17 protein-coding genes are annotated in these 19,854 nt (G+C 68.6%); 10 read left to right on the top strand and 7 right to left on the bottom strand.

Annotated features, from left to right (window positions below; genetic code table 11):
- Positions 1-36: 36 nt before the first annotated feature.
- From AC1RMY_RS16540 to AC1RMY_RS16520, 5 genes are all read right to left on the bottom strand, one after another.
- Complete coding sequence (locus tag AC1RMY_RS16540; protein WP_492866299.1) at positions 37-894, bottom strand: ABC transporter permease; 858 nt, start codon at positions 892-894, stop codon at positions 37-39.
- Complete coding sequence (locus AC1RMY_RS16535; RefSeq protein WP_492866297.1) at positions 891-1,811, bottom strand: ABC transporter permease; 921 nt, start codon at positions 1,809-1,811, stop codon at positions 891-893. The genes AC1RMY_RS16540 and AC1RMY_RS16535 overlap by 4 nt, the downstream gene beginning before the upstream one ends.
- 73 nt (positions 1,812-1,884) lie before the next feature.
- A complete protein-coding gene (locus AC1RMY_RS16530) occupies positions 1,885-3,531 on the bottom strand; it encodes a hydantoinase B/oxoprolinase family protein (RefSeq protein ID WP_492866295.1) in 1,647 nt (548 codons plus the stop codon).
- Between the two features lie 2 nt (positions 3,532-3,533).
- Positions 3,534-5,615, bottom strand: a complete 2,082-nt coding sequence (locus tag AC1RMY_RS16525; protein WP_492866293.1) for a hydantoinase/oxoprolinase family protein — start codon at positions 5,613-5,615, stop codon at positions 3,534-3,536.
- Positions 5,616-5,706: 91 nt separating this feature from the next.
- A complete protein-coding gene (locus tag AC1RMY_RS16520) occupies positions 5,707-7,164 on the bottom strand; it encodes an ABC transporter substrate-binding protein (protein ID WP_492866291.1) in 1,458 nt (485 codons plus the stop codon).
- A 55-nt stretch (positions 7,165-7,219) separates the two neighbouring features.
- Here AC1RMY_RS16520 and AC1RMY_RS16515 point away from each other — a divergent pair, with 55 nt between their 5' ends.
- Genes AC1RMY_RS16515 through AC1RMY_RS16505 form a run of 3 tightly spaced genes read left to right on the top strand, consistent with a single transcriptional unit; the run spans position 7,220 to position 9,204 of the window.
- Entirely contained in the window at positions 7,220-7,405 is a 186-nt protein-coding gene (locus AC1RMY_RS16515; protein WP_492866289.1) for a hypothetical protein, read from the top strand.
- A 23-nt stretch (positions 7,406-7,428) separates the two neighbouring features.
- Positions 7,429-8,115 (top strand): GntR family transcriptional regulator, encoded by a 687-nt coding sequence (locus AC1RMY_RS16510; RefSeq protein WP_492866287.1) that lies wholly within the window; start codon positions 7,429-7,431, stop codon positions 8,113-8,115.
- Positions 8,116-8,136: 21 nt separating this feature from the next.
- Positions 8,137-9,204 carry an NAD/NADP octopine/nopaline dehydrogenase family protein gene (locus tag AC1RMY_RS16505; RefSeq protein ID WP_492866285.1) on the top strand — a complete coding sequence of 356 codons (1,068 nt, stop codon included), beginning with the start codon at positions 8,137-8,139 and terminating at the stop codon, positions 9,202-9,204.
- A 6-nt stretch (positions 9,205-9,210) separates the two neighbouring features.
- Here the strand turns inward: AC1RMY_RS16505 and AC1RMY_RS16500 are convergent, their stop codons facing one another.
- Both AC1RMY_RS16500 and AC1RMY_RS16495 read right to left on the bottom strand, forming a co-directional pair.
- Positions 9,211-9,786, bottom strand: coding sequence for a peroxidase-related enzyme (locus AC1RMY_RS16500; protein WP_492866283.1), 576 nt, complete (start codon positions 9,784-9,786; stop codon positions 9,211-9,213).
- Positions 9,783-10,268, bottom strand: coding sequence for a CMD domain protein (locus tag AC1RMY_RS16495; RefSeq protein WP_492866281.1), 486 nt, complete (start codon positions 10,266-10,268; stop codon positions 9,783-9,785). Before AC1RMY_RS16495 ends, AC1RMY_RS16500 begins: the two co-directional genes overlap by 4 nt.
- A 108-nt stretch (positions 10,269-10,376) precedes the next feature.
- On the opposite strand from AC1RMY_RS16495, the gene AC1RMY_RS16490 reads away from it, so the two are divergent.
- The 7 genes from AC1RMY_RS16490 (at position 10,377) to AC1RMY_RS16460 (ending at position 19,734) form a co-directional block, all read left to right on the top strand.
- A complete protein-coding gene (locus AC1RMY_RS16490; RefSeq protein WP_492866279.1) occupies positions 10,377-11,360 on the top strand; it encodes a LysR family transcriptional regulator in 984 nt (327 codons plus the stop codon).
- On the top strand, positions 11,357-12,832 hold the full coding sequence (locus AC1RMY_RS16485) for an NAD(P)-binding domain-containing protein (protein ID WP_492866277.1): 1,476 nt from the start codon (positions 11,357-11,359) through the stop codon (positions 12,830-12,832). The genes AC1RMY_RS16490 and AC1RMY_RS16485 overlap by 4 nt, the downstream gene beginning before the upstream one ends.
- Positions 12,833-12,901: 69 nt before the next feature.
- Positions 12,902-13,864 carry a Bug family tripartite tricarboxylate transporter substrate binding protein gene (locus AC1RMY_RS16480; RefSeq protein WP_492866275.1) on the top strand — a complete coding sequence of 321 codons (963 nt, stop codon included), beginning with the start codon at positions 12,902-12,904 and terminating at the stop codon, positions 13,862-13,864.
- The gene (locus AC1RMY_RS16475; protein WP_492866273.1) at positions 13,855-14,373 is read left to right on the top strand and encodes a tripartite tricarboxylate transporter TctB family protein; all 519 of its coding nucleotides are present in this window, start codon (positions 13,855-13,857) and stop codon (positions 14,371-14,373) included. The genes AC1RMY_RS16480 and AC1RMY_RS16475 overlap by 10 nt, the downstream gene beginning before the upstream one ends.
- Positions 14,370-15,854, top strand: a complete 1,485-nt coding sequence (locus AC1RMY_RS16470) for a tripartite tricarboxylate transporter permease (RefSeq protein WP_492866271.1) — start codon at positions 14,370-14,372, stop codon at positions 15,852-15,854. The genes AC1RMY_RS16475 and AC1RMY_RS16470 overlap by 4 nt, the downstream gene beginning before the upstream one ends.
- 117 nt (positions 15,855-15,971) lie before the next feature.
- Positions 15,972-17,096: a metallophosphoesterase family protein gene (locus tag AC1RMY_RS16465; protein ID WP_492866269.1), complete on the top strand. Its 1,125-nt coding sequence runs from the start codon at positions 15,972-15,974 to the stop codon at positions 17,094-17,096.
- 10 nt (positions 17,097-17,106) lie between these two features.
- Entirely contained in the window at positions 17,107-19,734 is a 2,628-nt protein-coding gene (locus AC1RMY_RS16460) for an AAA family ATPase (RefSeq protein ID WP_492866267.1), read from the top strand.
- The last annotated feature ends 120 nt before the right edge of the window (positions 19,735-19,854 follow it).

Genomic DNA, 19,854 nt, shown 5'->3' with positions numbered 1-19,854 from the left:
TCGCTGCGATCGGGGCGCTGTGCCCGACGCATGGCGTCAGCCGCGCTCGCTGTGCGGGTCGAGCCAGTCGCGCAACCAGTCGCCGAGCAGGTTGACGCTGAGCACGGTCAGCATCAGCGCGAGGCCCGGAAGGGTGATGATCCACCAGGCGCTGGCGATATAGGTGCGACCGTCCGCGAGCATGCGGCCCCAGCTCGGGGAGGGCGGCTGGATGCCGAGCCCGAGGAAGCTCAGTCCCGCCTCCAGAACGATGGTGCGGGCGAGTTCGAGTGTCGCCACGACGAGGGCGGGCGTCAGCACGTTCGGCAGGATGTGGCGGCCGAGAATGCGCAGGTGGCCGGCCCCCATCGCTCGCACGGCCTGGACGAATTCTCGCTCGCGCACCGTCAGCACCTGTCCGCGCACGATGCGGGCGTAGCGGACCCAGCTCGTCAAAGCGAGTACGGCGATCAGGTTGTGGAGGCTCGGCCCCAGCGCCGCGACGACAAGCAGCGCCAGCAGCATCAGCGGGAAGGCGAGCTGGATGTCGACCAGCCGCATCAGCAGGCGGTCGCTCCAGCCGCCGAAATATCCGGCTATCAGGCCCAGAAAAATCCCGACGATGCCGCCGAGAATGACCGCCGAGCCGGCGATCGTCAGCGTCACGCGGCTGCCGGCGACGATCCGGCTGAGAATGTCGCGGCCGAGCTGATCGGTTCCGAAAGGATGGCTGCCGAGCCCTGTCCAGGAGATCGTCGGGGCCAGCATGCGGGCGCGCAGATCGCCGCGCGTGGGGTCGGGCAGGCCGAGCCAGGGGCCGGCGATCGCCAGGGTCAGCAGCAAAAGCAACAGGGCGGCGCCGAAGAGGCCGAGCCAGTTGGAACGCTGGCTGCGCAGGAAGGAGAGCAGCCTCATGACGCTTGCCGGATGCGCGGATCGATCAGGGTGTAGAGCAGGTCGACCAGAAGATTGACGCCGACGAAGATCGTCGCGACCACCGCGACGCCTGCCTGCACGACGGGGAAATCCTTGGTCTCGATCGCCTGCACGATCAGCCGGCCGACGCCGGGCCAGGAGAAGACGGTTTCGGTGACCGCCGCGCCGCCCAGCAATTCGCCGGCGAGGATGCCGGTCATGGTGACGACCGGGATCAGCGAGTTGCGCCCGACATGCCAGGTGAAGACGCGCCGCGGCGGCAGGCCCTTGGCATAGGCGGTACGGACATAGTCGTCGCGCATCACGTCGAGCATGGAGGAGCGCAGCAGGCGCGCGATGCTCGCCGTGGTGAAGCAGGCGAGCGTAGTCGCCGGCAGGATGAGGTTCTGCCAGGTCCCGTAGCCGCCCGTCGGGAGCCAGCCGAGCTGCACGGCGAAGAACAGGATCAGCATGATGCCGAGCCAGAAGGAGGGCGTCGCCTGGCCGAGCAGGGCGACGAGCAGGACCAGCGCCTCGATGGCAGAGCCTCGATAGATCGCGGCGAGCGCGCCCGCCATGCCGCCGATCAGGATCCCGATCGCGAGCGCGCTTCCCGCCAGCAGGGCCGTCGCCGGCAAGCGCTCCATAACCACGGTCAGGGCGGGGCGGCCGAACTGAAAGGACTGGCCGAAGTCGCCTTTCGCGGCGTTGAGGAGGAAGCTCAGATATTGCTGCAGCAGCGGCAGGTCGAGCCCGAGCTGGGTTCGCAGCTCGCGCATCTGCTCTTCGGTCGCGCCGATCGGCAGCAGCAGCACGGCCGGGTCGCCGAGCAGGCGCGAGACCACGAAGACGACCGTCACGACGCCCCAGATCGCGATCAGGCCCTCGCCGAGGCGGGAGGTCAGATGGCGCGGCATCTGCAAGCCTTCATCGGACGGGCCTTCATCGAGCAGGCCTTCATCGTGCTCGCCTCCATCGCGCCCACGATCCTCAGAGCTTCAGCCCGTAAATCTCGACGGCGGCCTGCCGCGAGATCCGTTCCTCGCGCAGATCGCGCTCGACCAGAGCGCGATCGCGCTTCTTCGGATCGCCGAAGCCGCCACCGCCCGCCGCGACCATGCCGACCCATTCGCCGGGCTGGAGGATGCCGGTGCGGCGGTCGAGCGGCTTTGCGCCCGGCGACAGCTCGACGCGGGCCGTCGAGCCCGGTTCACCGCCGGCGAGACCGAAGGGCGGCACGATCGAGTTGGTGCCGCCGGCCGAGATGCGGGCCATATGGTCGAGCATCCTGACGCGGCGGCGCAGCGTCATGCCGCCGCGATATTCGCCCGCGCCACCGGAGTCCTGCACCAGCTCATAGCATTCGACCATGACCGGGTGCTCGGTTTCGAGCGCCTCGATCGGCAGGTTGGCGGTGTTGGTGGTGTTGACCTGCACGCCGTCGAGCCCGTCCTTGTCGGCGCGTGCGCCCATGCCGCCGCCATGCATCTCGTTATAGACGTAGAAGCGACCGGTGCGCGGGTGCATGCCGCTGGTCGTCAGCAGGGTGCCGCCGGTCGAGGCGGCGGCGATGCGCTCCGGAACGACCTCGGCAAGTGCGGCGAAGATCATGTCGACGAGGCGCTGGCCGATATCGGTGCGGCTGTAGACGGCCGCCGGGGCGACCGAATTCAGCACCGAGCCGAGCGGCGCCGAGACATGGATCGGCCGGTGGAAGCCGGCATTGGCCGGCAAATCGGGATCGACCACCGCCTTGATCGCGAAATAGACCGTCGCCAGCAGCGCCGTGTAGACCATGTTGATGGGAGCGCGGACCTGGGGCGGTGCATCGGGGAAGTCGATCGAGATCTCGTCGCCCTTGACCTCGATAACGACCTGGAGGTCCATCACGCCGTCGACGAGGTTGCTGTCGAAGTCGTGGCGGAAGCGGTAGGTGCCGTCGGGAATGGTCGCGATGCCGGCGCGCGTGCGGCGCTCGGTGTAATCGAGCACCTGGGCGCCCGCCGCCGTCACGGTTTCCCGGCCGTATTTGTCGCAAAGCGCCTGATAGCGCTGCACGCCGAGCCGGTTTGCCGCCATCTGGGCGCGGAAATCGTTGATGCGCTCGCGCGGAACCTGGCAGTTCAGCAGGATCAGCGACATCAGGTCTTCCTGCAGCACGCCCTCGCGATAGAGCCTGACCGGCGGGATGCGCAGGCCTTCCTGGAAGATGTGGGCGTGGCCGCGATCGACGAAGTCGGAGTGGTGGGCGAGGTTCGTCACCCAGGCGACCAGTTCGCCGCCATGGAAGATCGGTTCCAGGAAGACGATGTCGTTGAGATGGGTGCCGCCGCCGGTATAGGCGTCGTTGCCGACGAAGACGTCGCCGGGCTTCACCGTCGAGAGGTCATGGCTCTTGAAGACGTGCTCGGCGATGCCGAGCAGCGAGCCGAGATGCACCGGAATGTGCTCGGCCTGGGCGATGGTGCGTCCTTCAGCATCGAAGAGCGCGGTCGAGCAGTCCTGCCGCTCCTTGATGTTGGTCGAATAGGCGGCGCGGATGATCGCCTTGCCCATCTCCTCGACGATGGTGGTGAGCGCGCTGCCGATGACCTCGACGGTGATCGGATCGAGTTCCGTCCTGACGTTGTCCAGCATGGTCAGCCCTCCAGGATCAGGTTGAGACAGGCATCGACCGTCGCCGTCTGTCCGGGCAGGACGAGGGTGGTCGAATCCATCTGGTCGATGATGGCCGGCCCCGCCACTTTGTGGCCGGGGCCGAGCAAGGCGCGGTCGTAGATCGGGCAGCGGGTGAAGCCGCCGGTCTCGGGCAGCCAGACCTCGCGCCAGCTGGTGATGGCGGCATCGCTCGTGCCACTCGCCGGCGGATAAGCCTTGAGATCGGCCTTCGGCACCAGTCCGACGGCCTCGATGCGCAGGGTCGTGACCTGCACCGGCTCCTCGGCGGCGATGTAGCCATAGACCTGATGGTGGATGCGCTCGAACGCCTCGCGCAGCTTCACCAGGGCGGCCGCATCGATCGGACCGGCCGGGCAGGGGACTGTCAGCTCATAGCCCTGGCCGCCATAGCGCATGTCGATCGAACGGATCAGCGAACGACGCTCCTGCGGGATCGCCTCCTGCGCGAACCACTCGCGTCCGCGTTCTTCCAAGCCCGCGAAACCGCTCTCGATCTTCGGCGCGCCGTCCTCGCTCAACGGCAGCAGGCGCGTCAGCGAGAGATTGGTGCGCAGATCGGTGAGCAGCAGGCCGAGCGCACACATGATGCCCGGATATTTCGGGATGACGAGGCGGGGGATATCGAGCTCGCGGGCGAGCCTCGAGGCATGGATCGGGCCGGCACCGCCGAAGCCGAGCATGACGTAGTCGCGCGGATCATAGCCGCGCTCGACCGAGATCACGCGGATGGCCTTGGCCATGTTGGCGATGACGACGCTGATGATGCCCTGCGCGGTCTCCATCACGCCGAGGCCGAGCTGGTCGGCGAGCTTGCCGATCGCGGCCTTGGCGGCGGCCTGATCGATCTTCATGCGGCCGTTGAGCAGATGCGTCGGGTTGAGCACCTGCAGCACGACATTGGCGTCGGTGACGGTCGGCTCCTCATTGCCGCGGCCGTAGCAGACCGGGCCGGGATCGGCTGCCGCCGAGCGTGGGCCGACCTTGAGCAGCCCGCCCGCGTCGATATGGGCGATCGAGCCGCCGCCGGCGCCGACCGTGTGGATGTCGAGCATGGGCAGCTTCAGCGGATAGCCGTGAACATTGGCGTCGTTCGCCATCTGAGGCCGGCCGCGGTCGATCAGCGAGACGTCGGTCGAGGTCCCGCCCATGTCGAAGGTGATGACGTTGTCGAAGCCGGCCAGCCTGCCGACCGAAAGCGCCGCGATGACGCCGGCGGCAGGTCCGGACAGCACGGTGCGCGCCGGGAAGTTCTGCGCCACCTCCGAGGAGATCACGCCGCCATTGGACTGCGTCAGGTGCGGATGGGCGTCGATGCCGATCTCGGCGAGGCGCGGCTGCAGCTTCGAGAGATAGGACTTCATGATCGGGCCGAGATAGGCGTTCACGACCGTGGTCGAGAGCCGCTCGTATTCGCGGAATTCCGGCGCGACCTCGTGCGAGATCGAGACGAAGGCGCCCGGCATCTCCTCGGCGAGGATCTCCTTGACGCGCTTCTCATGCACCGGCTCGACGAAGGAGAACAGGAAGCAGACCGCGACGGTGGTGATGCCGTCCGCCTTGAGCTTGCGGGCCGCAGTGCGGACCTCGTTCTCGTCCAGCGGCGTTAGGATGCTGCCGTCGAAGAGCACGCGCTCGCTGACCTCGAGGCGCTTGTCGCGAGTGACCAGTATGCGCGGCTTCTGGGTCTGAATGTCGTAGAGGGAATCGCGCTTCTGCCGGCGCAGTTCGAGCACGTCGCGGAAGCCCTTGGTGGTGATCAGCCCTGTCTCCGCGCCGCGCCCGACAATCAGGGCATTGGTCGCCACCGTCGTGCCATGGCCGAAATAGACCACCTCGACCGCCTGGCCTGTCGCCTTGGCGACTTCGGCCACGCCCTGCTCGATGCCGCCGGCGATGCCGAGCGACGGATCCTGCGGCGTGCTCGACACCTTCCAGACATGGATTTCACCGCGCGTCTCGTCGAACATGCAGACATCGGTGAAGGTGCCGCCGGAATCGACGCCGACGCGCAGCTTCGGGGCGATTTGGTCTTGAACGGTCATGACGAGGTTGCGGTCCGGTTGATCGGAAATCAGGCAAAGCCCGTGCGGCGGGCCAGGCTGCCCGCCGCCAGGATGGTCGGCGGAGGCCTATTCAGCGCGTCTTGACGTCCATCGCGCGCACCCAATCGTCGCCGCGCGCCTGCCAGGCGATGGCCTTGGACTGGCCGTAGGTGATCGGGGTGAAGAACAGGAAGATCGAGGGGGAATCCTCGCAGAGCTGCTTGGTCAGCGTCTTGTAGAGGGCCAGGCGCTTGGCCGGATCGTTGGTCGAGCGGGCGGCCTTGGCCGCGTCGGTGAAGGCCGCGTTGCCCCAGTAAGACTGCGGGTTCTCTGTTTCCCAGAAGTTCAGCAGGCCGCCGGCGTCGAGCGTCGGCCAGCCCAGCCCGAAATAAGCGGAGTCGCCGAGGTTCTTGCCGACGATGTACTTGTTCATGAAGGCGCCGAATTCCATCTCGCGCAGCTTCACGGTGACGCCGACCTCGGCAAGCTGCGAGGCGACGACCTGGGCGATATCCGAGGCCTGGATGTAACGGCCGGTCGGGACCTCGAGCTCCATGGTCAGGCTGTTGGCGACGCCAGCCTCGGCCAGGAGTTTCTTTGCCTGGGCAGGATCGTAGGCGATCGGCTTGAGATCGGGGTTGAAGCCGAAATAGGTCGGCGACAGCGGCTGGCAGGCGCTGATCTCGCCGAGGCCGTCGAGCAGCCCGTCATTGATCGCCTTGCGATCGATGGCGAGGTTGAGCGCGCGCCAGATCTTGGGAGTGTCCTTGAAGGGCGCCCGCAGCCCGTTGAGCTTGATGAACATGCCGCGCGTGCCCGGTACCGAGGCCGCGTCGACCTTGCCGCTCGCCTTGATGCGGGCGATCTCGGAGGTCGGAAAGCCGGTGACCAGATCGACGTCGCCCGCCACGAGGGCGGCGATGCGCGAGGAATCCTCGGGGATGATGCGGAAGGTGACGTTGTCGAAGGCGGGCTTCTCGCCCCAATAGTCCTTGCGGGCCTTGAGCACGACGCGGTCGCCGCTGGCGAAGCGCACGAGCTCATAAGGACCACTGCCGAGCGCCGCGACCGAAGGGTTGTTTTCGGCGGTCCATTTCGGCGGCATCAGCAGGAACATCGACATCTGCTCGGGCAGATCGGGATAGGCGCCCTTCGTCACGAACTCGACGACGCTGGGCGAGATCACCTTCACCTCGGCGATCGATGCGAACCAGGGCTTGTTGCGCGCAGCCGTCTTCGGGTCGAGCACGCGTTCGACATTCCATTTCACCGCCTCGGCGTCGAGCTTCTCGCCGTTGGAGAAGGTCACGCCCTCGCGCAGGGTGAAGCGCCAGGCGGTGTCGCCGACAGCCTCCCATTTCGTCGCCAGGCCGGGACGCAGCTTCATATCGGGGCCGCGGTCGACCAGCGGCGTATAGATATGCGCGGCGACGCTGAGGTCGGTGCCGACGGTGGTCGATTTGAACGGGTCGAGCGTGTTGACGTTGCTCGACAGTGCGATCGTCAGGTCCCGCGCCGTGGCCGGCCCGGCGAGGACGGCGGCGCCCACGGTCAGCGCCAGGAGACGCGCTCCGGAGAGGCTTGAACGAAATGGGAGAAGCGAAGTGCTGGACATTGACGATCCCCTCGTGTTCGATATTGGCGCCAATCGTGAGTTCACGATTGGCATCTGTCAATCGCCGTTTTGTTCGCAGGGCGGCTCAATCTTTCGGCAAGCGTCGCCGGCAGCGGCGGCGGTTGCCAGAGGCGGGACATCCGAAGCAAAACGTTCATGGAAGCAGTCGACCTGAATCGTCTCGGGAATGCAGGACAAATGGCTCTGGTCACGCAGCAGAACGGTGCAACGCGCGCCGAAAGCCAGGACAAGCGGACTGCGGGTGGCAGCGCCGTGCGGGCGCGCGAACTCGCCAAGCTGATCGAGAAGGACATCAGCACCGGCCGGCTCAGCGCCGGCTCCTGGCTGAAGCAGGTCGATCTGGAGGCACAATACGGCGCTTCGCGCCTCGATATCCGCCAGGCGCTCGACCGGCTCGAGGAGAAGGGCTTCGTCAAGCTGGAGGCCAATCGCGGCTACCGGGTCGAGACCTTCGACAAGCAACGCTTTCGCAATGTGGTGACGATCCGAGCGATCCTCGAGGTCGCGGCCGCCGTGGAGGTGCTGAAGCATATCGACGAGGCCGGGCTCGCCCGGCTCGATCGGCAGGCGGATGTATTTGCCGAGGCCGTGGCGGCGGGCACGGTCGTCGCGCAGGAGGAGGCGAATTACGCCTTCCACGCTGCCATGCTCGAATTCTGCCCGAACGGCGATCTGGTCTCGATGATCTTCGACCTGCGCAGTCGCGTGCCGGTGACGCTGACCCGCGAAAAGAATACCGCGACGCTGCTCGCCCGCACCGTTCAGGAGCACTACGACATCGTCGAGCGTCTGCGGCAGAAAGACCGGCCCGGGCTCGAGCTCATCGTCCACCAGCATGTGCTGGGTGGCCTCGAGGTCGTCTGACCACCCTTCGAAGGAACTTCCATGCGCGTCGCCATCATCGGCTCCGGCGGGATCGGACGCGGCTACGCCGCCTACCTGACCACGCGGGGCCACGAGCCCATCCTCTGGTCCCCCAGCGGTGCGGCACTGACCGATTTCGCCGGCAGTGCGGCGCTGACGGCGACCGGCAAGATCGAGGCGTCGCTGCCGCTTGCGGTCGCGGCCGGCTGTGGCGAGGCCCTGGCGGGGGCGGAAGCGGTCATCGTCGCCGTGCAGGCCAATGGCTTCAGGGCCGTGATCGAGGCGATGGCGCCGCATCTCGTCGCCGGGCAGAGCGTCATCATCAGCGCGCATTGCTCCTTCGCGGCGCTCTACCTGCATCGCCTGCTGATGCAGCGCGGCCTCGACCTGCCGATCGCCTGCTGGGCGACGACGGCGCTGACCGCCCGCAAGAGCGGGCCGCGCAGCGTCCACATTTCCGGCATCCGCGCCAAGCTCGACGTCGCGACGCTGCCGGTACGCCGTGCGCAGACTGGGCTCGCTACCTGCCGCGCCCTGTTCGGCGACCGTTTCGAGGCGCGCGACGACGTACTGGCGATCATGCTCAGCAATCTCAACCCGCCGGCGCATGTCGCCAACATGCTCGGCAACCTGACGCGGGCCGAACGCGGCGAGGACTGGCCGAATTACGGTTCGATCACGCAGGGCGTCGGCCGCATCGTCGATGCGATGGATGTCGAGCGGCTGGCGCTGGCACGGGCCTTCGGCCTCTCCGTGCGCAGCGTGCAGGACCATTATGTTCACTCATTCGGCGTGACGCCCGGTCCGGTCGGCGAGATGGCGGCAGCCGTCTACAAGAACCGGCCGGAGCTGCTGGGCCCGAAGACGCTGGACACCCGCTTCATTACCGAGGATGTGCCCTTCGGGCTCGCGCCGCTGGAGGTGCTGGGGCGGATCGCCGGTGTCCCCCTGCCGCTGCACCAGGCCGGCATCGCCCTGTTCGATGCGATCTGCGCTCGTGACTTCAGGGCCGAGAACGATCTGCTGCCGGCGCTGAACCTCGCGACACTCGACCGCGGGGAATTGCACCGCCAATTGCGCGGCGAGTGAAGCCGATCAATCCCTGACCGGCTCACCCAGCGTGTGCATCAGGCGGTTGGCCCAGCCGAAGATCGAGGCCGACAGGATCAAATCGAGGATCTCGATCTCCGACAGGCCGATGTCGCGCAGCGCCGCGATCTCGGCCGGCCCGGCGGCCGGCGGCGATTGCGAGAGCTTCACGGCGAAATCGAAGATCGCCTGATGATGGTCTTCGAGTTCCGCCTCGACGCCGCCTGCGAAGATCGTCTCCATCACCTCGGGGCGCTTGGTGAGCTGGTTGAAGCGCGAGGCGTGGACCGCGACGCAGTAGACGCAGGAATTGACGATCGATGCCGCGACCGCGCCGAGCTCGCGCTCGGCCGAGGACAGGCCGCCCTTGCCGTACATGATCGTGTTGAACAGCGGCGAGCGCACCTTCAGCGATTCCGGATCATGCGCCAGCGTCAAAACATAGGGCGAGATGCCCTTGCTCGACGGCGTGATCTGCATGGCGTCGCGCTGCTCCTGCGTCGCCTTGTCGAGCTCAACCGGCGTGACATAGGGCGACCAGCGCGGGACGGTCGCGGTGAATTCATGGACGACCTTGCTCATGCCGCCGCTCCCAGAAGGCGCAGGCCCGCGATCACCCGGGCCTGATAGTTGACGAAGGCCGCGAGTTCAGCGAGGCGGACGATATCCGGCTCGCTGACGCCCGCGGCGACGAGGGCTGCGATGTCGTCCTTGCGCGCCTCGCGGGTCCGCCGCGTCAGCAGGTCGGCGTGGCGGATGATGGCGGCGAAGCGCGGATCGACCATTGGGCTTTCGCCGACTGCTACGGCGGCCAGGGCAGAAGTCTCGCCGCGCTGCGTCAGCAACGTCCGGTAGTGCGCGACCAGCGCCGGATCGGCGTTCGCGCCGGCCATCCGGGCCGCGAGGGCGGCGCGCTCGGCATGGCTGAGCCCGCCGGGGTCGCGCGGCAACAGCACGGCATCGTGGCTGGCCTGGCTCAGCCCCATGATCTCGGCCCGTTGCGCGAGCGCATCGGCCAGCGGGGTGCCGGCCTGCACGCCGGCGAGCTCTTCAATCAACGTCATCTCGTCCTTTCCGCGCAGGATGGGGCAGCCTGAAAAAGGGGCATGCAAGAATGATGCTTGACCCGCATCATGATGTCCATATCATTCGGAATGTGAATGGTGAGACGGATGGACCTGAAGCAGCTTGAGGCCTTCGCAGCGGTCATGTCCGCCGGCAGCATCACCGGGGCCGCCCGTCTGCTCGGCCGCTCGCAGCCGGCGCTTACCCGCCTGATCCAGGATCTCGAAACCTCGCTCGGCTTCGGGCTGCTCCACCGCGCCGGCCCGCGCGTCACCCCGACCGAGCAGGGGTTGCGCTTCCATCAGGAGGTCGAGCCGGTGATGGCCTGGCTCCGGCAGTTGCGCGAGCGGGCCGATGCGATCGCGCTCGACCGGCCGCGCTCGCTGTCGGTCGCATCGATCGCCTCGTTCTCGGTCGGAATGCTGCCGACGGCGCTGCAGCGCCTGGGTGAAGCCAGCCTGCCGGAACAGATCCATATCCGCACGGCGCTGGCCGAACAGGTGGTCCAGGCGGTGGCGACGCAGGTCTCGGAGATCGGCATCACCAGCCTGCCCGTGGATCATCCGGCGCTGGAGATCCACTGGATCGGGGAGGCGCCCTGCGTCGCGGCCGTCGCGGCGGGCGATCCGCTGGCGCAGGCAGAGCGCATTCCGCTCGCGGCTCTGGCCGGCCGGCGGCTGATCACCATGGCCAATCCCTTCCGCTGGCGCCGGCGGGTCGATCTCGCCTTGCGCGAGCGGGGCGTCGTCCCGGCCTCTGTGCTCGACACCAACACCTCGAACACCGCAATCATGTCGGCACGCGCCGGCCTCGGCATCGCCATTGTCGAGCCGGTCATCGCCTGCGGCATGCCGGTGGATGGTGTCGCGATCCGGCCGATCGACGTGCCGATCTCTTTCTTCTGGGCGGTGATCACGCCCTATGGGCGTCCCTCGACGGCGCTGATCTCGGGCCTGATCGACCGGCTCGACGCAATTTCCCGCGAAACCATTCCCGGTTTCGTCAAGCACCCTGCAGCGGCGCGCGACCGGCTGATGGCTGATGCCTTCGGACAGCCCGCCGCGCCGTCCCTACGAGACATGACGCCATGAACGCCGTTCCGCAGCAGCCGTTTGGGTTGCGCCAGCTCGAGCTCCGTTTGCAGCAGGACCTGTCCTGGCTGGAATGGCCGGCCAAGAGCTGGGTACCGCCGCGCGAGATCGCCGGGCAGCCGGTGACCGACGTCGTCGTGGTCGGGGCGGGCATGTGCGGCCTGGCGGCGGCTGCCGCGATCAAGGGGCTGGGCATCGCCAGCCTGCTGGTGCTCGACAAGGCGCCGGCCGGCCGCGAGGGGCCGTGGGTGACGTTCGCCCGCATGGAGACCCTGCGCTCGCCCAAGCAACTGACCGGACCGGCGCTGGGGCTGCCGGCGCTGACCTTCCGGGCCTGGTATGAGGCGCAGTTCGGGGTCGAGGCCTGGGAGGCGCTCGGCAAGATCCCACGCCGGCAGTGGATGGAGTACCTGGTCTGGTACCGCAAGGTGCTGGAGCTTCCGGTCCGCAACGAGGTCGAACTCGTCGCGGTCGCGCCCGGCCCCGATGACCTGCTGACGCTGCGCCTGAGCGAAGCCGGCGCCGAGCGCGTGATCCATGCCCGCCATCTCGTGCTGGCGACGGGCCGCGACGGGCTCGGCGGCTCCTGGGCGCCGCCGATCGTCTCCGGTATCGACCGCAATCTCTGGGCCCATAGCGCCGACGAGATCGACTTCGCCGCGCTCGCGGGCAAGCGCGTCGGCGTCGTCGGCGCCGGCGCCTCGGCTATGGACAATGCCGCGGAGGCACTGGAGCGTGGCGCGGCGAGCCTGGATCTGTTCGTTCGCCGCAAGGACCTGCCGCGGATCAACAAGTTCACCGGCATCGGCAGCCAGGGTGTCGTCCACGGCTTCGCAGGTCTGCCCGACGACTGGAAATGGCGCTTCCTCGACTACGCCATGAAGGCGCAGACGCCGCCTCCGCGCGACTCGACGCTGCGCGTGTCGCGTCACCCACAGGCGCGCTTCCATCTCGGCAGCCCGATCGAGAGCCTCGTCGAGCGCGACGGCCATCTCGTCCTGACGACGGGGAAGGGCGCGTATCCGCTCGATTTCCTGATCATGGCGACGGGTTTCTCGGTCGATCTCGGCCTGCGCGGCGAACTTGCCGCCGTCGCGCCCTTCATCCGCTTCTGGAAGGACCGCTACGCGCCGCCGGCCGGCATCGACAACGCCGAGCTGGCGAGTGCCCCCGATCTCGGTCCGAGCTTCGAATTCCAGGAGCGCGAGCCCGGGATCTGCCCGGCGCTCACGCAGATCCACTGCTTCAACTACCCGGCGATGCTCTCGCATGGGAAGTTGTCGGGCGACATTCCGGCGGTCAGCGAGGGCGCGCAGCGGCTGGCGCGCGGCATCGCCCGCGCGCTCTTCGTCGCCGACCGCAAGACGCACTACGAAGCGCTCGTCGCCTTCGCCACGCCGGAGCTTCTCGGCGACGAATGGGTCGATGCCGACGCATTGGTCGCCGAACCGCGCGATCACGCACCTGCCTGACAGCGACGACTGCACCCATCGCCCTTGCCCGAGACTGCCATCACGACCGACCCAACGAAGGAGCCGATCATGAAGACGCTGACGTTAATTGGCGGTCTCGCCGCGATCCTCGCCGGCCCGGCGCCGGCCCTCGCGCAGGCCTATCCCGAAAGGCCGATCGAGATGATCGTCGCCTTCGCGCCCGGCGGCGGCACCGACGTCGCGGCGCGCTCGATCGCCCGCTACATGGAGAAATATCTCGGCGGGAATGCCCGCATCGGTGTGATCAACAAGCCCGGAGCCGGCGGTGAGATCGGCTGGACGGCGGTCGCACAGGCCAAGCCGGACGGCTACACGATCGGCTTCATCAACGCGCCTGCGATCAACGCGCTGGTCATCGAGGGCAAGGCCAAGTTCAAGATGAGCGACTTCCAGCCGGTCGCCAACCTCGTCTACGACCCCGGTGTCCTCGTCGTGCCGAAAAACAGCGCCTATACCTCGCTGAAGGACATCGTCGATGCCGCGAAGAAGGGGGCCGGTGCCGTCGTTATCGGCACCTCCGGCGTCAGCGGCTCCTCCGAGCATATCGCGCTGCTGAACTTCCAGCGCCTCGCCGATACCAAATTCACGCCGGCCTTCTTCGGCGGCACCGCGCCGGTTCGGCAGGCCGTGCTGGGTGGGCACATCCCCGCCGCGACGATGAATCTGAGCGAAGCGCTGCAGATCGCGCGTGAGGGCCAGATCAGGGTGATCGGCGTCATGAGCGCCGAGCGTTCGCCCTATCTGCCGGATGCGCCGACGTTCCGCGAGGGCGGCTATGACGTCGTGGCGGGCGCCACGCGCGGCATCGCCGCGCCGAAGGGCATCCCGGCCGAGATCATTGCGAAGCTGGAGAAGGCCGTCGATCAGGCGCTCAAGGATCCGGAATATCTCGACGCGGCCAAGCGCGCCGAGATTCCGCTGCAATACCTCGCCTCTACCGACTACAAGGCCTTCCTCGACGGCGCGACGCGCGATCTGGAAGCGACCTGGAAGGCGACGCCGTGGAAGTGAGCAGCGCGTCAGCCCCGACGCAGGAGGGAGGCGGCGCGCCTGCGCCGGGCTCGCGCAGCCTCGCCGAGATCGGATTCGCCGCCGTCCTGGTGGCGGGAGCGATCGCCGTCATCCTCACGGCCTCGGCCTATCCCGGCGATAGTGCGACCTATCCTCTCGTTATCGGGGTCGCGCTCGCCGGGCTCGGCTGCTGGATTCTGCTGCGTGAGGTGTTGCGCCGCCGGCAAGGGCGCGCCATGGCGGGCAGCTTCGCCGAACATGGCCCGCGGCTGGCGATCGGTCTGGCCGCGCTCATTCTCTATTTTCTCGCGGTCAGCCAGATCGGTTTCATCCTGCCGAGCGTCGCGCTTGGGGTCCTGCTTCCGGCAAGTGTCGGGTTTCGACGCTGGGGTCTATCCTTCGGCGTCGCCGTGATCTCGGTCGTCGCGATCCTGCTGATCTTCGTGCTCGCTCTGGAGCGTCCGATCCCACCCGACGTCCTCTCGCCGCTCGGGAGGCTGTTCCGATGATCGACGCGCTGCTGCATGCCGTGCCGCTCGTCTTCGCGCCGATGAACATCCTGGCGATGGTCATCGGCGTGGTCGCCGGCCTCGTCGTCGGTTGCCTGCCGGGGCTGACCGTCGTCACCGGGCTCGCCGTCCTGATCCCGCTGACCTTCGGGCTCGATCCGCTGTTCGCGCTCGGCATGATGGCCGGCATGTACAATGGCGGCTCCTATGGCGGCGCGATCCCCGCGATCCTGATGCGCGTGCCGGGCACGCCGGCCTCCGTCGCCACCGTGCTCGACGGCTACAAGATGACCCAGAAGGGCCAGGCGGCCTATGCGCTCCAGGTCGCGCTGCTCTCGGGCGTGATCGGCAGTGTCCTCTCCTCCATCGCGCTGATCGTGCTCTCACCACCGCTGGTCTCGTTCAGCCTGCTATTCGGGCCGATCGAGTATTTCTGGCTCGGCATCCTCGGGCTGGCCACCGTCTCCTCGCTGCTCGGCGACGACCTGCCCAAGGGCCTGATCGCGTGCGGTATCGGGCTGTTGATCGGTGCGGTCGGACAGGACATCTCCAACGGCACCGAGCGCTTCACCTTCGGCCAGCTCGAATTGCTCGATGGCTTCAGCGCCATCGTACTGCTCACCGGCCTGTTCGCGGTGCCGCCGGTGCTGCAGATGGTCGAGGAGGCCGTGAAGACCGGCATGAGCGGCGACAAGCTCAAGCTGCATGCGCAGGGCTCTGCCCTGCGACAGTGGCGCTACTTCATGCCGGTCTGGCTGCGCTCCTCGGTGATCGGCATCATCATCGGCATCCTGCCCGGCGCTGGAGGCAGCATGTCCTCCTTCCTTGCCTATAACGAGGCGAAGCGGGTGGCGCGCGAGCCGGAGACCTTCGGGCACGGCAATCCCGAGGGCGTCGCGGCCTCGGAATGCGGCAACGGCGCCGACAATGCGGCCTCGCTGATCCCGGCGCTGGCGCTGGGCATCCCCGGTTCGGGCGTTGCCGCGGTGATCCTCGGCGGCCTGCTCGTGCATGGCCTGCGGCCGGGCCCGCAGCTCTTCCGCGAGCATCCCGACATCGTCTACGGCTTCATGCTGCAGTTCCTGGTGACCTCGCTGCTGCTCGCCGTTCTCGGGGGCCTTGCGGCGACGCGCGTCTTCGGACAGGTACTGCGGCTGCCGCGCATCGTGCTCGCGCCGGTGATCCTGCTCTTCGTCACCATCGGCGTCTATTCGGTCAACAACGCTGTCTTCGACCTCTGGGTGCTGCTGGGCGTCGGCGTGGTCGGCTATGTGCTGGAGCGGCTCGATTATCCGAGCGCGCCGATCGTGCTCGGCTTGCTGCTCGGCCCGATGATCGAGAGCCAGTTGCGGCTCGCCCTAACGATCTCCGGTGGACGGACGGTCGCGCTCGTCTCGACGCCGATCGCGATCACGCTCGCGCTGCTCAGCGCGGCGATCCTGCTGACACCGGCCTGGCGGAAATGGCGCGCCGCGACATAGCCGCGGCAGCCGCATGGTGCAGCCGGCCAGCTCCGGCTGCGCCAGCGTCTCGACAAATGCCCGCTCTGTCCCGACAAAGGCAGGGCGGATTCGTCGTCCGCGGCTTCGCGAGACCCGATGTTCCGTTTCGTCCACAGCTCGGACCTGCATATCGGCAAGCGCTTCGGCACGATGCCGGAGGAGCTGCGCGGCCGGCTTCGCGATGCGCGCCACACCGTGCTCGACCGGCTGGCCGCGCAGGCGCGCGCCGGTGGGGCGGGCACGATCCTGCTGGCGGGCGACTGCTTCGACACGGAGACGCCGAGCCCTGCCATGCTGCGGCAGGCACTCGCGGCCATGGCCGGCCATGCCTCCCTGCGCTGGGTCGTGCTGCCGGGGAACCATGATTCCCTGCTGGCGGACGAATTATGGGCGGCCGCGCGCGCGGCCTTGCCGGCGAACGTCGTCCTGGCAATCCAGCCCGAGCCGATCGAACTGGAGCCCGGCGTCGCGATCCTGCCCGCACCCTGCACGACGCGGCGGCCCGGCCGCGACCTGACCGAGTGGATGGATCGGGCGGTCACGCCCGAGGGTGCGCTGCGGATCGGCCTCGCCCATGGGGCGATCCAGAGCTTTTCCGAGGATGGCACCGGGCTCGACGTGATCGCGCCCGATCGCGCCCAGCGCTCCGGGCTTGATTATCTCGCGCTCGGCGACTGGCACGGCCAGATGCAGGTCAATCCGCGCAGCTGGTATAGCGGCGCGCCGGAGCAGGACCGCTTCAAGCATGACGGACCCGGGCGGGCCTTGCTGGTCTCGCTCGCCGGGGCCGCTGCCATGCCCGAGGTCGCTCCGGTCGAGACCGGCAGCTTCGACTGGCGTGTGCTGCCGCTGGAACTGCTCTCCGGCGACGATGCCGCGGCGGCGCTGGGCGAGCGACTGCCCGCGGGCAGCATCCGCCGGCAGATCCTGTTGCGCCTTGTCGCATCGGGCAGGCTGCGGCCGCAGGCGCGCGCCGGGCTCGACGCGGCCATCGCGGCGGCCGCCCCGGAATTCGCGCATCTCTCGATCGACACCGAGGCGCTGGCGACCGATTGCGACAGCGAGGACCTCGACGCGATCGACCGCGCCGGCGCGTTGCGCCATGCGGCCGACCTGCTGCTGGCCGAGAGCCTCGACGAGAGCCGCCCGGCCAGCGAACGTCAGGCCGCACGCGATGCGCTGGTCAGGCTGTTCTCCTATTGCGAGGCGATGTCATCATGAGATTGCCGTCATGAAGCTGACGGCGCTGCGCCTCCATAATGTTCGGCGCTTCGCCGGGCGCGGCATCGCCGTCGAGGGCATCGGCGACGGCGTAAACGTGCTCTGCGCGGTCAACGAATTCGGTAAGTCGACCTGTTTCGATGCGCTGCACGCGCTGTTCTTCCAGCCCCACACCGGCACGCCCGGCGCGGTCCAGGGTCTGCGGCCCTATAGCGGCGGCAATCCGCTGGTCGAGGCCGACATCCTGACGGGCGACGGTCCGTTCCGCCTGACCAAGCAGTTCTATGGCGGGCGCCGGGCGATGATCAGGGAGATCGGCTCGGGGCGCCTCGTCGCGCAGGCCGACGAGGCCGAGCGCTTCATCGCGAACCTCGTGGAGGGCGGTACCGCCGGTCCGGCTGGCCTGCTCTGGGTGCGACAGGGCATCACCGGGATCGAGCGGCGCGCCAAGAGCGACGAAGAGAGCGAGAAGCGGGCGCGCGAATCCGTGCTGACCTCGGTGCAGGGTGAGGTCGAGTCGCTGACCGGCGGCCGGCGCATGGCGCAGGCGGTGGCCGCCTGCGAGGAGGAGCTGTCGCGGCTGGTGACGGCGACGGGACGGCCAAAGGCCGGCGGCCCTTATGCGCAGGCGCTCGAGGAGCGCGACCGGCTCGTCGAGACCGAGCGGCGGTTGGCTGCCGAGGTGAAGGCGTTGCGCGAGGCGCTGGACCGGCGTCGCACCCTGCGGGCCCGGCTGGCCGAGCTGGAGGACCCCGAGCAGCAGGCGGCGCGCCTGCGCGAGGTGGCCCAGGCAGAGGCCGCCTTCGCGACGGCCAGGGCGCAGGGCGAGGCGCTGAAGACCGCCGAGGTCGAGACGGCGCTGGCGTGCGGCCGTCGCGATGCCGCCCGGCAGCGGCTCGACGGCTACCGGCAGAATCTGGCGCGCTTTGCCGTGCTGCGCGAGCGCGAGGCCGAGGGCAGCCGCAGGCGCGACGAGGCGCTGGAGCGGCAGCGCGCATCCGGCCTGGCCGGGCAGGCCGCGACGGAGGCGGTCGAAGCGGCGGAGCGCGAGGAACGCGAGGCGCGCGAACTGCTGAGCCGCCTCGAAAAGGCCCTGCGGGCGCGCGATGCGACCGAGCGTCTCGTGGGGCTGAGGCAGGCGCAGGCCCATGCCGAGGCCGGCCGCGCGGAGGTCGAGACGATCCAGGCCGAGCTGAAGGCCTTGGCGCTGCCGGCCGGCGCGGTCAAGCAGCTCGAAGCCCTGGAGACCGAGCTCGTCGGATTGCGGGCCGCGATCGCCGCACAGGCTCCGCTGCTGCGCATGGACTATCGCACGGCGGCGAGCGGAGGGGTGGCGATCGACGGCGCCCCGCTGGCTGATGGCGAGGAGCGCGCCCTGACGCGCAATGCCACGCTGGAGATCGAGGGCGTCGGCCGCCTGGCGCTGACATTGTCGCAAGGCGGCGCCCATGACGACATCGCGCGCGCTGAAACCCGGCGAGCAAGCCTGCTGGCGACGCTCGGCGTCGAGAGCCTGATCGAAGCGCGCCGGCGCGAGACCGCGATCGGTGATCTGACCGCAAAGCTCGGCCTCGCCCGGCAGCGCCTCGCATTGCTGGCGCCGGACGGTTTGCCGGCACTGCAGGAGCAGATCGCGCGGCTGGAGAGCCAGAGTGCCGGCGCGGGCGAAGCCAAGGGCGATCCCGAGGCGGTGCGTAGCGCGCTGGCAACGGCCGAGGCGCGGGTGACGGCCTCGCGCAGCGCGGTCCGTGCGGCGCAGTCGCAGCGCGATGCGGCCCATGCCGCTGTCGTCGAAGCCGAGCGGGCATTGGCGAGCGTTGCCTCCGAACTGGCCGGTCTGGCGGCGGTGTTGGGGCCGGAGGCGGGTCGTATGGCGCAGGAGACGACGTTCGCGACAGAGCTGGCCGAGGCCGAGCGGGTCTGCGCCGCGGTGCTGGTTCAGCTAGACGAGCTCCGCAAGGGCGCGACCGACGTGGCCGGCGCCGAAGCCAAATTCCGGCGGATGCGCTCCGTCGTCGATGGGACGGCGGCCGAGATCGCCAAGCTGCGCGAGGAGACGGCCGGGCTGAACGGGCAGATCCGCGCTCAGGCCGATACGGCTGTGGAAGAGGCCTGGCAGGAGGCCGGCGACAAGCTGGCGGCGGCGCAGAAGCGGCTTGCCGGGCTGGAGCGCGAGGTCGCCTTGCTGACCCGGCTGCGCGACGCGCTGGAGGCGGCGAGAGCCGAGGCGCGCGACCATTATTTCGCGCCGGTGATGAGAGAGCTGCGGCCGCTGCTCGGGCTGCTCTTCGAGGATGCGACGGTGACCTTCGACGAGGAGACGCTGCTGCCCCGGACGGTCAGCCGCAACGGGCTGGAGGAGCCCGTCGGCGTGCTCAGCGGCGGCATGCGCGAGCAGCTCGCCGTGCTGACGCGGCTCGCCTTCGCGCGGCTTCTCGCGAAGGACGGCCAGCCGGCGCCGGTCATCCTCGACGACGCGCTGGTCTATTCCGACGACGACCGGATCGAGCGGATGTTCGACGCGCTCCATCGGCAAGCCAGCAACCAGCAGATCATCGTCTTCTCCTGCCGTCAGCGCGCCTTCGCGCAGCTCGGCGGCAACATCCTGCGGATGGTGCCGTGGACGCCCGAGGTTTGAGGGGCGGCTTGCCTTGCCTCGGATTCACGCTGTCATTCCGGGCTTGACCCGGAATCCATTGGAGGGCTCGCACTCTACGATTGATCCCGGAGCAGCGCGGTTGCGCCGCTTGTCCGGGAT

The organism is Allobosea sp. GW822-FHT03F07, assembly GCF_058801345.1.
Note: the sequence above shows the minus strand (reverse complement) of the source record. Positions and strands in the feature narration are given on the sequence as shown.

Coding starts and splice junctions, on each gene's coding strand:
- AC1RMY_RS16495 (WP_492866281.1), bottom strand. CDS start 10,268: ATGACGTTGATTGAAGAGCTCGCCGGCGTGCAGGCCGGCACCCCGCTG.
- AC1RMY_RS16465 (WP_492866269.1), top strand. CDS start 15,972: ATGTTCCGTTTCGTCCACAGCTCGGACCTGCATATCGGCAAGCGCTTC.
- AC1RMY_RS16500 (WP_492866283.1), bottom strand. CDS start 9,786: ATGAGCAAGGTCGTCCATGAATTCACCGCGACCGTCCCGCGCTGGTCG.
- AC1RMY_RS16460 (WP_492866267.1), top strand. CDS start 17,107: ATGAAGCTGACGGCGCTGCGCCTCCATAATGTTCGGCGCTTCGCCGGG.
- AC1RMY_RS16480 (WP_492866275.1), top strand. CDS start 12,902: ATGAAGACGCTGACGTTAATTGGCGGTCTCGCCGCGATCCTCGCCGGC.
- AC1RMY_RS16525 (WP_492866293.1), bottom strand. CDS start 5,615: ATGACCGTTCAAGACCAAATCGCCCCGAAGCTGCGCGTCGGCGTCGAT.
- AC1RMY_RS16505 (WP_492866285.1), top strand. CDS start 8,137: ATGCGCGTCGCCATCATCGGCTCCGGCGGGATCGGACGCGGCTACGCC.
- AC1RMY_RS16490 (WP_492866279.1), top strand. CDS start 10,377: ATGGACCTGAAGCAGCTTGAGGCCTTCGCAGCGGTCATGTCCGCCGGC.
- AC1RMY_RS16530 (WP_492866295.1), bottom strand. CDS start 3,531: ATGCTGGACAACGTCAGGACGGAACTCGATCCGATCACCGTCGAGGTC.
- AC1RMY_RS16510 (WP_492866287.1), top strand. CDS start 7,429: ATGGCTCTGGTCACGCAGCAGAACGGTGCAACGCGCGCCGAAAGCCAG.
- AC1RMY_RS16535 (WP_492866297.1), bottom strand. CDS start 1,811: ATGCCGCGCCATCTGACCTCCCGCCTCGGCGAGGGCCTGATCGCGATC.
- AC1RMY_RS16470 (WP_492866271.1), top strand. CDS start 14,370: ATGATCGACGCGCTGCTGCATGCCGTGCCGCTCGTCTTCGCGCCGATG.
- AC1RMY_RS16540 (WP_492866299.1), bottom strand. CDS start 894: ATGAGGCTGCTCTCCTTCCTGCGCAGCCAGCGTTCCAACTGGCTCGGC.
- AC1RMY_RS16485 (WP_492866277.1), top strand. CDS start 11,357: ATGAACGCCGTTCCGCAGCAGCCGTTTGGGTTGCGCCAGCTCGAGCTC.